This is a genomic window from Bacillus sp. FSL K6-1006, assembly GCF_038593175.1.
GTDB classification, from domain to species: Bacteria; Bacillota; Bacilli; order Bacillales; family Bacillaceae; genus Bacillus; species Bacillus safensis.
The window spans coordinates 1,540,437-1,553,191 of the sequence record NZ_CP151970.1; the positions used below are offsets into that span (position 1 = coordinate 1,540,437).

Annotated in this window: 12 protein-coding genes; all 12 read left to right on the forward strand. The window is 43.6% G+C overall.

The window, feature by feature from the left end; translation table 11 throughout:
- The first annotated feature begins 1 nt into the window (after nucleotide 1).
- On the forward strand, nucleotides 2-616 hold the full coding sequence (gene gmk, locus NSS65_RS07935; RefSeq protein ID WP_024424214.1) for a guanylate kinase: 615 nt from the start codon (nucleotides 2-4) through the stop codon (nucleotides 614-616).
- A gap of 3 nt (nucleotides 617-619) precedes the next feature.
- On the forward strand, nucleotides 620-823 hold the full coding sequence (gene rpoZ / locus NSS65_RS07940) for a DNA-directed RNA polymerase subunit omega (protein ID WP_003211647.1): 204 nt from the start codon (nucleotides 620-622) through the stop codon (nucleotides 821-823).
- 117 nt (nucleotides 824-940) lie between these two features.
- Nucleotides 941-2,158, forward strand: coding sequence for a bifunctional phosphopantothenoylcysteine decarboxylase/phosphopantothenate--cysteine ligase CoaBC (gene coaBC, locus NSS65_RS07945; RefSeq protein ID WP_144496634.1), 1,218 nt, complete (start codon nucleotides 941-943; stop codon nucleotides 2,156-2,158).
- Nucleotides 2,155-4,563 carry a primosomal protein N' gene (gene priA / locus NSS65_RS07950; RefSeq protein WP_034281740.1) on the forward strand — a complete coding sequence of 803 codons (2,409 nt, stop codon included), beginning with the start codon at nucleotides 2,155-2,157 and terminating at the stop codon, nucleotides 4,561-4,563. Before coaBC ends, priA begins: the two co-directional genes overlap by 4 nt.
- Before the next feature lie 15 nt (nucleotides 4,564-4,578).
- Complete coding sequence (gene def / locus NSS65_RS07955) at nucleotides 4,579-5,061, forward strand: peptide deformylase (protein WP_025092560.1); 483 nt, start codon at nucleotides 4,579-4,581, stop codon at nucleotides 5,059-5,061.
- A gap of 5 nt (nucleotides 5,062-5,066) precedes the next feature.
- The gene (fmt, locus tag NSS65_RS07960) at nucleotides 5,067-6,020 is read left to right on the forward strand and encodes a methionyl-tRNA formyltransferase (protein WP_326135100.1); all 954 of its coding nucleotides are present in this window, start codon (nucleotides 5,067-5,069) and stop codon (nucleotides 6,018-6,020) included.
- A complete protein-coding gene (gene rsmB / locus NSS65_RS07965; protein WP_326135101.1) occupies nucleotides 6,007-7,350 on the forward strand; it encodes a 16S rRNA (cytosine(967)-C(5))-methyltransferase RsmB in 1,344 nt (447 codons plus the stop codon). The genes fmt and rsmB overlap by 14 nt, the downstream gene beginning before the upstream one ends.
- A gap of 3 nt (nucleotides 7,351-7,353) precedes the next feature.
- On the forward strand, nucleotides 7,354-8,436 hold the full coding sequence (rlmN, locus tag NSS65_RS07970) for a 23S rRNA (adenine(2503)-C(2))-methyltransferase RlmN (protein WP_024424208.1): 1,083 nt from the start codon (nucleotides 7,354-7,356) through the stop codon (nucleotides 8,434-8,436).
- Nucleotides 8,437-8,439: 3 nt separating this feature from the next.
- On the forward strand, nucleotides 8,440-9,210 hold the full coding sequence (locus NSS65_RS07975) for a Stp1/IreP family PP2C-type Ser/Thr phosphatase (protein ID WP_034281746.1): 771 nt from the start codon (nucleotides 8,440-8,442) through the stop codon (nucleotides 9,208-9,210).
- Complete coding sequence (gene pknB / locus NSS65_RS07980) at nucleotides 9,204-11,159, forward strand: Stk1 family PASTA domain-containing Ser/Thr kinase (RefSeq protein WP_081124366.1); 1,956 nt, start codon at nucleotides 9,204-9,206, stop codon at nucleotides 11,157-11,159. The genes NSS65_RS07975 and pknB overlap by 7 nt, the downstream gene beginning before the upstream one ends.
- 12 nt (nucleotides 11,160-11,171) lie before the next feature.
- Entirely contained in the window at nucleotides 11,172-12,068 is an 897-nt protein-coding gene (gene rsgA, locus NSS65_RS07985; RefSeq protein ID WP_024424205.1) for a ribosome small subunit-dependent GTPase A, read from the forward strand.
- Between the two features lie 3 nt (nucleotides 12,069-12,071).
- Entirely contained in the window at nucleotides 12,072-12,722 is a 651-nt protein-coding gene (rpe, locus tag NSS65_RS07990) for a ribulose-phosphate 3-epimerase (RefSeq protein ID WP_041117359.1), read from the forward strand.
- Nucleotides 12,723-12,755: the final 33 nt, after the last annotated feature.

The window sequence follows — 12,755 nt, forward strand, 5'->3', positions numbered from 1 at the left end:
TATGAAAGAAAGAGGACTTTTAATCGTTCTCTCTGGACCTTCGGGAGTTGGAAAAGGAACGGTCAGACAAGCCATTTTCTCCCAGGAAGATACGAAATTTGAATACTCTATTTCTGTGACGACACGCAAACCGCGTGAAGGTGAAAGAAATGGTGTCGATTATTTCTTTAAAACCAGGGAAGAATTTGAACATATGATTGAAAACAAAAAGCTGTTAGAATGGGCAGAGTACGTCGGGAATTACTACGGCACGCCTGTTGACTATGTAGAACAGACATTAAGCGAAGGAAAAGATGTTTTCCTTGAAATTGAAGTGCAAGGTGCACTTCAAGTAAGAGAAGCATTCCCGGAAGGTCTTTTTATTTTCCTTGCACCGCCTAGTCTTTCAGAACTTCAAAACCGTATCATTACTCGCGGTACAGAATCTGAGGAGCTCATTCGAAACCGAATGGCTGCTGCGAAAGAAGAAATTGAAATGATGGATGCTTACGACTATGTCGTTGAAAACGATGATGTCGAGCTTGCTTGTGAAAGAATCAAAGCGATCGTCCTTGCAGAACACCTGCGCAGAGACAGAGTCGCACCAAGATATAAAAAAATGCTGGGGGTAGAATAAACCATGTTAGATCCTTCAATTGACTCATTGATGAACAAACTTGATTCAAAATATACACTTGTAACAGTGTCGGCACGTCGTGCACGTGAAATGCAGATCCATCAAGATCAGCAGATTGAAAACACAAAGTCTTACAAATTCGTAGGCAAAGCACTAGAAGAAATTGACGCTGGTCTTTTGACATTTGAAAAAGAGGATCAAGAATAACACATCGCTTCTGCAATGCAGATACGATACGTTCAAAAAAGTCAAAACTATGATTGGTTTTGACTTTTTTGAATTGTAGACGAATTTGTGAAAAAGGCCGTTAAGGGGGACAAACAAATGTTACAGTCAAAAAATATATTGCTCGGTGTCAGCGGAGGAATCGCCGTATATAAAGCAGCAGCACTTACTAGTAAACTCGTACAAGCAGGCGCAAATGTAAGAGTGATTATGACGGAATCTGCTCGTGAGTTTGTGTCTCCGCTTACCTTCCAAGCACTGTCTCGGCATGAGGTATATGTAGATACATTCAAAGAAAACAATCCAAAAGTCATTGCACATATTGACGTAGCTGACTGGGCCGATCTCATTCTTGTTGCCCCTGCAACAGCACATACGATTGGTAAAATGGCCGCTGGACTTGCAGATGATATGCTCACCACGACTTTGCTTGCTTCTACAGCGCCTGTATGGGTCGCACCAGCGATGAATGTGCATATGTATGATCACCCGGCTGTGAAACGGAACATTCGCACATTATATGAAGACGGCTACCGGTTTATTGAGCCGAGTGAAGGTTATTTAGCTTGCGGGTACATTGGAAAAGGGCGATTAGAAGAGCCTGAAAAAATTGTGGAACACATCCGGGCCTTTTTTGAAGAGCCAAAAAGCTTACCGCTCTCAGGTAAAAAAGTCGTGGTGACAGCAGGTCCTACACGTGAAGTGATCGATCCTGTCCGGTTCTTTACAAACCGTTCTAGTGGAAAAATGGGCTATGCGATTGCAGAGGCTGCTCAGCAAATGGGTGCAGATGTTACGCTGATTTCTGGACCTGTTTCTTTAACTGAACCTGACCATGTACATGTAGTGCACGTTGAATCAGCTGAAGAGATGTATCAAGCTGCGCTAGATGTATACGGGGAAGCTGATCTTGTCATTAAATCAGCAGCTGTCGCCGATTACACCCCTGTCACGACATATGCTCATAAAATGAAAAAACAGGCCGGCGCTCTGGACATTGAATTCACCCGGACAAAAGATATTTTAAAAGAGCTGGGGAAAAGAAAAGAGCATCAAGTGCTGGTCGGATTTGCAGCTGAAACGCAGGATGTAGAATATTATGCGAAAAAGAAAATTGAATCCAAGCATCTAGATATGATTGTGGCCAATAACGTCACTAAAGAAGGTGCAGGCTTTGGCACAGATACCAATGTGGCAGCGATCATCAAAGCAGATGGAACGAAAAAAGAGCTGCCGATGATGAGCAAAAAAGACCTCGCTTTTGAAATTTTAAAGGAGGCAATAATGCTGCTTCCAAAAGAGCGTGATCGCGCATGATTGCTGAAGTCATCGTAGATGTCACAACGAAAGCCATTGACCGGCCATTTGATTACCGGGTACCAGATCGATTCAAAGATCTCGTCAAAGCGGGAATGAGGGTGGTCGTTCCCTTTGGTCCGCGGAAGATTCAAGGGTTTGTGACAAAAGTCAAAGAGGAAACAGACATCAAGACAGGAAGCATTAAAGAGATAGTCGATTTATTTGATTTATCACCTGTTCTGACAGATGAGCTACTGGAGCTTTCTCACTGGCTGACGGAAAAAACATTGTCCTATCATATTACGGCACTTCAATCGATGCTGCCCGCAGCCATGAAGGCAAAGTATGAAAAAGAAATACAGGTGCTATCAGAGGAAGAACTTCCGCAGTCATTGAAAGAGCTTTTCGGTCAGCGAGAGAGCATTCTTTATGCTGACATCCCGTCTGAACAATTAAAACAGATTCAAAAGCATGTCCAAAAAGGTCATCTAGAGGTGAGATACCATGTCTCGCAAAAATCTGGAAAGAAAAAGGTCCGCATGCTCCAGCTGGCTGTATCGAAAGAAAAACTTGAAGAAAAGCAGCAGCAGCTAAAGAAAAATGCGGTAAAACAAAAGGCACTGATTTCCTACTTGCTTCAAGCGGGAGAGGCAACCTTTTTAGCGAAAGACTTGCAGCAGCAAACAGGCGCGAGTTCTCAAACGCTTAAAACCTTTATTCAAGAAGGGCTGTTAACAGAAAGCTATGAAGAGGTCTACCGGGATCCTTACCGTGACCGGGAGTTTACACCATCTGCATCACTTGATCTCACGCCTGAGCAAAGAGAGGCGGCAAAACATATTCATCAAGCAGTCAGTGAGGATCAGCACGCAACCTTTTTACTGCACGGAGTGACAGGAAGCGGCAAAACGGAGATTTACTTGCAGACAATTGATCATGTTCTTCAAAAAGGCAAAGAAGCGATCGTTTTAGTTCCTGAGATTTCGTTAACCCCTCAAATGGTGCAGCGATTTAAAGAACGATTTGGCTCAAATGTGGCTGTTCTTCACAGCGGCTTATCGACAGGAGAAAAATATGATGAATGGCGGAAAATTCATCGCAAGGAAGTCAAGCTTGTCGTTGGCGCAAGATCTGCTGTTTTCGCTCCATTTGAAAATTTAGGCATGATTATTATAGATGAAGAGCATGAATCCTCTTATAAACAAGAAGAAATGCCTCGTTATCATGCCAAGGATGTCGCCATTGAACGAGCAGTGCGGCATCAATGTCCAGTCGTATTAGGCAGTGCAACACCTTCACTTGAAACCTATGCACGTGCAAAAAAAGGCGTCTATACATTGCTGCCGCTCAAGCACCGCGTCAACCAGCAGCAGATGCCGCACGTTTCGTTAATTGATATGAGAGAAGAACTAAGAAATGGCAACCGCTCCATGTTCTCAGAAGAGTTAATGATCAGGTTAAAGGAAGTGCTTGAAAGAAAAGAACAAGCCGTTTTATTTCTGAACAAAAGAGGCTATTCATCCTTTGTGATGTGCCGTGATTGCGGATATGTGGAGCAATGTCCTCATTGCGAAATTTCTCTCACCTATCACCGCTATCAAAAACGGCTGAAGTGCCATTATTGTGGTCACGAAGCTCCAGTACCTTCTGAATGTCCAGAATGCCACAGTGAGCATATTCGCTACTTTGGAACTGGCACGCAGCGAGTAGAAGAAGAACTGACAAAGGTGTTGCCTGAGGCGCGTGTGATCCGAATGGATGTGGATACAACGTCTCGTAAAGGTGCTCACGAAAAGCTTCTTACGTCTTTTGGCAATAAAGAAGCGGACATTTTGCTCGGGACGCAGATGATTGCAAAGGGGCTGGATTTCCCAGATGTCACACTTGTTGGTGTTCTCAGTGCGGATACATCCCTTCACATCCCTGATTTTCGTTCAAGTGAAAAAACATTTCAGCTTCTCACACAGGTCAGCGGCAGAGCAGGGCGCCATGAAAAAGCGGGCTCGGTCATTATTCAATCGTATACGCCTTCTCACTATAGTATTGAATTAACGAAGCAGCATGACTACGAAGCCTTTTATGAACAGGAGATGCTGCATCGCCGCCACCAGTCCTATCCGCCTTATTACTTTTTGGCAATGGTGACAGTGTCACACGAAGAAGTGACGAAGGCAGCACATGTCACTGATCAAATTGTCCAGTTCCTAAAAATGAACTGTGCACCGAATACTCGAATCCTTGGTCCGGCCGCATCGCCAATCGCTAAGATCAAAGATAGATATCGGTATCAATGCGTGATAAAATACAAAAGGGAAAATGAACTGGCAAGTTTACTACGGAAAATACAAGACCATTATCAAAAGGAAATGGAACAAAAACAATTGATGATTTCAATAGATATGAATCCATATATGATGATGTAAAACGGAGGGCTGTAAGTGGCAGTAAAACCAATAGTCATACATCCGGCAGAAGTGCTTGAACAAAAGACAGAGCGCGTCGAGACGTTCGATAAAAAGCTTAAAAAACTGCTGGATGATATGTATGATACAATGCTTGAGCTGGATGGAGTTGGACTAGCAGCACCACAAATCGGTATTTCAAAAAGAATCGCTGTTGTAGATATCGGAGAAGAATCTGGCAGAATTGACTTAGTGAACCCCGAGGTGCTTGAAGTAGAAGGAAGCCAGACAGATATTGAAGGCTGCCTGAGCTTTCCATCTTTATACGGCACTGTAGAGAGACCGAACTATGTGAAGGTAAAAGCCTTTGATAAGAAAGGCAAACCATTTACAATAGAAGCAGACGGATTTTTAGCAAGAGCTTTATTGCACGAAATTGATCATTTAGACGGCATTTTATTTACGTCAAAAATCATTGAAACTTATACAGAAAAAGAACTTGCGGAAATGGAAGGGTGAAGAAAATGACACGTATCGTATTTATGGGAACCCCTGATTTCTCAGTACCTGTGCTGCAAACACTGATAACAGAAGGATACGAAGTGGTAGGGGTTGTCACGCAGCCAGACCGCCCAAAAGGAAGAAAACGAGTGCTCACACCGCCTCCTGTAAAAGTGGAAGCCTTAAAGCACGGCATTCCTGTGTTGCAGCCTGAAAAGGTGCGACTTGATGAAGAAATTGATAAGGTGCTTGCCTTACAGCCGGATTTAATCGTCACAGCGGCATTTGGACAAATTTTACCAAAGCGATTACTCGATGAACCTAAGTTTGGCTGTATCAATGTTCATGCCTCGCTGCTGCCAGAACTAAGAGGCGGCGCGCCGATCCATTATGCGATCCTTCAAGGCAAAAAGAAAACAGGCGTTACCATCATGTACATGGTGGAAAGACTTGATGCAGGTGACATGATCAGTAAAGTAGAAGTAGAAATCGATGAATTAGACAATGTCGGAACATTGCATGACAAATTAAGTGTTGCAGGTGCCGCGCTGCTAAAAGATACGGTGCCAAATGTTCTGAGCGGGTCTATTTCTCCGATTCCGCAAAATGAAGAAGCGGCCACATATGCACCAAATATTAAGCGGGAGCAAGAAAGATTAGACTGGACAAAAACCGGCGAAGAGCTTTACAACCAAGTTCGCGGGCTAAATCCTTGGCCAGTTGCCTATACTGAATGGAACGGCGCTCATCTAAAAGTATGGGAAGCGAAAAAGGTTCCGCTGCAAGCGCAAGAAGAACCCGGGAAAGTGATTGAGCTTCAAAAAGAAGGTCCGGTCATTGGAACTGGGAATGAGCAAGGCCTTTTATTAACAGGTGTGCAGCCAGCTGGTAAGAAAAAAATGAGCGGCGAAGACTTCTTAAGAGGCGCAAATATCGAAATTGGACAGAAATTAGGGTTAATGAATGAAGAAAAGTAATGTGAGAGAAGTAGCGCTGGACGCTTTAATCAAACTCGAACAAAACCAGGCTTACAGTAATTTGCTGTTGCAGTCAGTCATGAAAGATAAAGACTTAGCTGATCAGGACAAACCGCTGTTAACAGAGCTTGTATATGGTACACTGCAAAATAAGCTGGCATTAGATTATATGCTGACGCCCTTTGTGAAAAAACCGCAAAAGGTCGCTCCATGGGTGATGCAGCTCTTACGGATGTCCCTTTATCAAATGGTGTACCTTGAAAAAATACCAGATCGTGCAGCCATTCATGAAGCTGTCGAGCTAACGAAAAAGCGCGGACACAAAGGCATTTCTTCACTTGTGAACGGTGTTCTTCGTTCCGTGCAAAGAGAAGGCGTTCCGTCATTTGATGCGATCAAAGATCCAGTAAAGCGGCTGTCCATTGAGACAAGCCACCCAATATGGCTTGTGCAGGAATGGGTTCAGGCGTACGGGTTTGAAGCGGCAGAAAACATGTGCCGCATTCATTTAGTCCCGCCAAAGCAAACCCTTCGCGTCAATCGAATGAAAACGGACCGCACGGCACTGCAGCAAAAACTAATGGATGCAGGCATCGAAACGGAGCTTGGCGACTTATCACAAGATGCACTCAAGCTCATGAAAGGGTCCATCGTCTCAACTCCTTCTTTTCAAGAAGGCTATGTGACGATACAAGATGAAAGCTCGATGCTTGTCGCAAGAGCGCTCAACCCTCAGCCGGGAGAAACAGTGCTTGACGCCTGTGCGGCTCCTGGCGGAAAATCAACACATATTGCAGAACGTATGAATGATGAGGGCAAAATTGTTTCACTTGATTTACATGAACATAAAGTGAAACTCATCAAACAAGCAGCAAAACGTCTGAACCTTACTCACATTGAGGCAAAAGCACTTGATGCAAGGAAAGCGGCAGACTATTACAGCGAAGCTTCGTTTGACCGTATTCTCATTGATGCACCGTGTTCCGGTTTTGGCGTCATTAGACGAAAACCAGATATGAAATATACAAAGTCTAAAGAAGACTCAGCAAGGCTTGCAGCTATCCAGCAGGCCATTTTAAAGGAAGCGGCCCCGCTTTTAAAACCGGGCGGAACCCTTGTATACAGTACGTGTACAATGGACCCAATAGAAAATCAACAAGTGATTCATGCGTTTTTACAAGAACACCAAGACTTCGAACCCGATCTATCTCTTAATGAACGGCTGCCTGAGCAGGTTGCTCCGTTTGTTCAAAACGGAAGTGTACAAATTCTTCCTCATTATTTCGGAACAGATGGTTTCTTTATTTGCAGCATGAGAAAGAAGGGATAAAAAATGACAGAACAAAAAGTAAGAAAAGAACTGAAGACAGAAATGCCGTCGATCTACTCATTTGAGCTTCACGAAATGAAAGAATGGTTAAAAGAACAAGGCGAAAAGCCTTTCCGCGCAGCCCAAATTTTCGAGTGGCTTTATGAGAAACGTGTGACATCCTTTGACGATATGTCTAACCTTTCAAAGGATTTAAGAGAAAAATTAAAAAATCAATTTGCGATCACCACATTAAAAACCGTGATCAAACAAACGTCTCAAGACGGAACGATCAAGTTTTTATTTGAATTACATGATGGCTATACGATTGAAACAGTGCTGATGCGCCACGAATACGGCAACTCTGTCTGTGTCACAACTCAGGTTGGCTGCCGAATCGGCTGTACATTCTGTGCATCTACACTTGGCGGGTTAAAACGAAATCTTGAAGCAGGAGAAATCGTTGCTCAAGTATTGAAAGTGCAGCAGGCACTTGACGAAACAGATGAGAGAGTCAGCTCGGTTGTCATCATGGGAATTGGCGAACCGTTTGATAACTTTGACGAAATGCTTGCTTTCCTTAAAATCATCAACCATGACAACGGCTTAAATATTGGCGCGCGTCACATTACAGTGTCGACAAGCGGAATCATTCCAAAGATCTATCAATTCGCTGATGAGCAAATGCAAATCAATTTTGCTGTCTCTCTGCATGCACCGAACACAGAGATCAGAAGCCGTTTGATGCCGATCAATAAGGCATATAAGCTGCCAAAATTAATGGAAGCCATTGAATACTACATTCAAAAAACGGGTAGACGTGTCAGCTTTGAATACGGCCTGTTTGGCGGAGTAAATGATCAAGTTCATCATGCAGAAGAGCTTGCAGACTTATTAAAAGGAATCAAGTGCCACGTGAACCTCATTCCGGTGAACTATGTACCGGAAAGGGATTATGTAAGAACACCGAGAGAACAAATCTTCCTATTTGAAAAAACGCTGAAAGAACGCGGCGTAAACGTAACGATTAGACGAGAGCAAGGCCATGATATTGATGCTGCTTGCGGTCAGCTAAGAGCGAAGGAGCGTCAGGAAGAGACGAGGTGACGAATGTTGATAAGGGCAGCCTTTCAAACCGATACAGGAAAAGTCCGTCAGCATAATGAAGATGATGCAGGTATTTTTGAAGCAAAAGAAGACACCCTTCTAGCTGTTGTAGCAGATGGAATGGGAGGTCATCTTGCTGGTGATGTCGCCAGCAGGATGGCCGTCTCTTCTTTAAAAGAATACTGGGAAGAAACATCTTCAATCCCAGCAAAACCAGCAGAGCAAGAAAGCTGGTTAATCTCAAAAATTAGTGACATTAATGATCAAGTATATGAACATGCGAAAAACAATGAGGAGTGCCAAGGAATGGGGACAACCATTGTTTGTGCGCTCGTTCATTTGCAAACGGTCACAATTGCCCATATTGGCGACAGCCGCTGCTACTTGCTGAGAGAAGGAGCACTGACCCAGCTAACGGATGACCATTCACTTGTAAATGAGCTTGTGAAAACAGGTGAAATTTCTAAAGAGGATGCAGAATATCATCCAAGAAAAAACGTGCTCACAAAAGCTTTAGGAACAGATAAACACGTTCAAATTGATGCACATACTTTTGAAGTAGACCCAGGAGATCAAATCCTGCTTTGCTCAGATGGTTTATCCAATAAAGTAGAAGAAGAGAATTTGATTCATATTTTAACGCAAACGACCGCACCAGATGAAAAAGTAACAGCATTAATCCAAACAGCGAATGACAACGGCGGTGAAGATAACATTACAGCAGTATTGTTAGAAATCTCCTCCCAGCCAGAGGAGGGTGACAGCAAGTGTTGATCGGAAAACGGATCAGCGGCCGTTATCAGATTCTTCGCGTCATAGGCGGAGGCGGAATGGCAAACGTTTATTTGGCGGAGGACATGATTTTAGATCGCGAAGTTGCGATTAAAATTTTGCGCTTTGACTTTGCAAGCGATGATGATTTTATTAGACGTTTCCGGCGCGAGGCGCAATCAGCCGCAAGCTTAGATCATTCAAATATTGTCAGCATCTACGATGTAGGGGAAGAAGATGACATTTATTATATTGTCATGGAATATGTCGAGGGGATGACGCTGAAAGAATACATACACGCCAATGGCCCGCTTCATCCGAAAGAAGCCGTTCGCATTATGGAGCAAGTCGTTGCGGCGATGGAAGAAGCCCATGCAAAGCAGCTCGTCCACCGGGACATTAAGCCTCACAATATATTAATAGACAACATGGGGAATATTAAAGTCACTGATTTTGGGATTGCCATTGCACTCAGCTCAGCGACCATCACCCACACAAATTCGGTCCTAGGATCCGTGCACTATTTGTCTCCAGAACAAGCACGCGGAGGTCTTGCGACGAAAAAGTCAGACATCTATTCACTTGGAATTGTGCTCTATGAACTCATTTCTGGACGCATGCCATTTGAAGGGGAATCAGCTGTCAGTGTCGCGCTGAAGCATTTGCAATCAGAGCCGCCATCTGTAAGAAGGTGGAATCCTTCTGTTCCACAAAGCGTGGAAAACATCATTTTAAAGGCAATGGCCAAAGATCCATTTTATCGATATGAAGATGCATCTGAAATGCAAAAAGATTTACAAACTGCTTTCGACCCTTCAAGGCTAAAAGAAAAACGTTTTGTGATTGAAGAAGATCATGAAGCAACGAAAGCGATCCCAATCATTCAAGATCATCAAGTCGATCAAGACAATGAAAAAACAGCTGTCCATCCGGTGAAAAAACCGAAGAAAAAGGAGAAACAAAAGCCGAAAAAGAAACGAAAAAAATGGCCTTGGGTTGTGGCATCCATCCTGTTTATTCTAACTGCTGCGACCATTTTAGCCATCACTGTGTTTCCCGGACTGCTCTTTCCAAAAGATGTTGAGGTCTCTGATGTATCTGGCATGACGATTGAAAAAGCAGAGGACACCTTGAAGAAAGCTGGCTTTACCGTCGCCTCTGAACCAATTGAGATCGCTGATGAAAAAATTGAAAAAGGGCTTGTCGTCAAAACAGACCCGAAAATTGGCACAAAGGTAAAAGAAGGAACCGAGATTCAGCTTTATCAAAGTACGGGCAAGGAAAAGACCGAATTACCTGATGTAACAGGTGAAAAGGTTGATAAAGCAAAAGAATTATTAGAGAAAAAAGGGTTTAAGCAAGTTGTTGTGGAGGAAGTAAATGATAATGACACCGAATCTGGGATTGTCATGGAACAGAAACCTTCAGCGAGTACTGAGCTGGTGGCAGCAGATGAAGAAGTGACGTTGACGGTCAGCATAGGTCCTGCCGATATTACTTTGCGGGATTTAACGACATATAGTAAACAGGCTGCATCGAATTATTTAGAGGATAACGGATTAAAGCTTGATGAAAAAGAAGCGTATTCTGATGATGTGCCAAAAGGTGAGGTGATGAAGCAGGAACCAGGAGCTGGTACTGCTGTGAAACCAGGTGATACGGTTAAAATCACCTTCTCACTTGGACCGAAGAAAAAACCGGCTAAAACGGTAACTGAAAAGATTGCCATCCCGTATGAACCAGTCACTGAAGGGCAAGAAATGACCGTTCAGATTTCCATTGACGATGCTGAGCATAGCATTTCTGATTCATATGAAACCTTTAACATCACTGCACCAACTGAACGGACCATTAAATTTAAGATTGAACCAGGTCAAAAAGGATACTATCAAGTGACAGTTGATGATAAGGTCGTAAGCTCTAAAACGATCGAATACCCTGACGATGAATAAAGGAGGGACTTTATGCCTGAGGGCAAAATTATTAAAGCATTAAGCGGATTTTATTATGTGCTCGATGAGTCTCTAGAAAGTGGAAAAGTGATTCAGTGCAGAGCGAGAGGTATTTTTCGGAAAAACAAAATCACACCTCTTGTTGGAGATTATGTTGTATATCAAGCGGACAACGATAAAGAAGGCTACTTATTAGAAGTAAAAGAGCGGACAAACGAACTTGTTCGTCCGCCTATTAGTAACGTCGATCAAGCGGTGCTCGTTTTCTCTGCGACAGAACCGACCTTTAGCACATCGCTTTTAGACAGATTTCTAGTGCTGGTGGAAGCAAATGATATTAAGCCGATTATCTGTATCACAAAAATGGACTTATTGAAAACAGATGAAGAGCGTGAAAGTATTCAAGGCTATGCAGAGGACTATCGGCAAATTGGATATGATGTTCATGTAACATCCACGATCGAGGGAGACGGAATTGAAAAGCTGACCCCGCATTTTCACAATAAAATCACTGTATTTGCCGGTCAGTCTGGTGTAGGTAAGTCCTCCCTTTTAAATGCGATGAGTCCTGATTTGGCGCTGAAAACCAATGATATTTCCTCTCATCTTGGAAGGGGGAAGCATACGACAAGACATGTCGAACTCATTCGTACAGCAGAAGGGCTCATTGCAGATACACCTGGCTTTAGCTCGCTCGAATTTACCGGCATCGAAGCGGAAGATTTAGGCCTTTACTTTTTAGAAATTAAAGAGCGGAGTGCAGATTGTAAGTTTAGAGGCTGTCTGCACGTGAAAGAGCCTGGCTGTGCGGTAAAAGGCGCGGTCGAACAAGAGCAAATCAGAGCGTATCGCTATCAGCATTATTTAGAGTTTTTAACTGAAATCAAAGACAGAAAGCCGAGGTACTAACTCATGGTTTATATTGCCCCTTCCATTTTATCAGCAGATTTCGCCAATTTGGAGAAAGATATCCGTGATGTGGAACAAGGCGGAGCGGATTACATTCATATCGACGTGATGGACGGCCATTTTGTACCGAATATCACATTTGGACCGAATGTTGTGGAAGCGATCAGACCGCATACAAAGCTGCCGCTCGATGTTCACTTAATGATTGAGCAGCCAGACCGGTATATTCCTGCATTCGCAAAAGCAGGTGCTGACATTATTTCTGTCCATGTAGAAGCTTGTCCGCACTTGCACCGCACGATACAGCACATAAAAGAACAAGGCGTAAAAGCAGGCATCGTCTTGAACCCGCACACACCTGTTTCTCAGATTGAGCATGTATTAGAGGATGTAGACCTTATCTTATTCATGACGGTGAATCCTGGTTTTGGCGGACAGGCGTTCATTCCATCTGTCCTCACGAAGGTAAAAGAAGTGAAGTCCCTTAGCGAACAAAAGGGCTTATCAGACTTACTCATAGAAATAGACGGTGGTGTCAATGTAGAGACTGCAAAGAGCTGTAAAGAGGCGGGCGCTAACTTACTTGTGGCCGGCTCAGCGATATACGGTAAAAACAACCGTGCAGCAGCCATTCAGGCCATTCGAGAAGCGTAAAAAAAGGAACCAAAGTCACTCTGATCTTTGGTT

What these genes read in the sequence shown, in the direction of transcription:
- priA (WP_034281740.1), top strand. Translation starts at nt 2,155, where the DNA reads ATGATTGCTGAAGTCATCGTAGATGTCACAACGAAAGCCATTGACCGG.
- NSS65_RS07975 (WP_034281746.1), top strand. Translation starts at nt 8,440, where the DNA reads ATGTTGATAAGGGCAGCCTTTCAAACCGATACAGGAAAAGTCCGTCAG.
- rpoZ (WP_003211647.1), top strand. Translation starts at nt 620, where the DNA reads ATGTTAGATCCTTCAATTGACTCATTGATGAACAAACTTGATTCAAAA.
- fmt (WP_326135100.1), top strand. Translation starts at nt 5,067, where the DNA reads ATGACACGTATCGTATTTATGGGAACCCCTGATTTCTCAGTACCTGTG.
- rlmN (WP_024424208.1), top strand. Translation starts at nt 7,354, where the DNA reads ATGACAGAACAAAAAGTAAGAAAAGAACTGAAGACAGAAATGCCGTCG.
- rsgA (WP_024424205.1), top strand. Translation starts at nt 11,172, where the DNA reads ATGCCTGAGGGCAAAATTATTAAAGCATTAAGCGGATTTTATTATGTG.
- gmk (WP_024424214.1), top strand. Translation starts at nt 2, where the DNA reads ATGAAAGAAAGAGGACTTTTAATCGTTCTCTCTGGACCTTCGGGAGTT.
- rpe (WP_041117359.1), top strand. Translation starts at nt 12,072, where the DNA reads ATGGTTTATATTGCCCCTTCCATTTTATCAGCAGATTTCGCCAATTTG.
- coaBC (WP_144496634.1), top strand. Translation starts at nt 941, where the DNA reads ATGTTACAGTCAAAAAATATATTGCTCGGTGTCAGCGGAGGAATCGCC.
- rsmB (WP_326135101.1), top strand. Translation starts at nt 6,007, where the DNA reads ATGAAGAAAAGTAATGTGAGAGAAGTAGCGCTGGACGCTTTAATCAAA.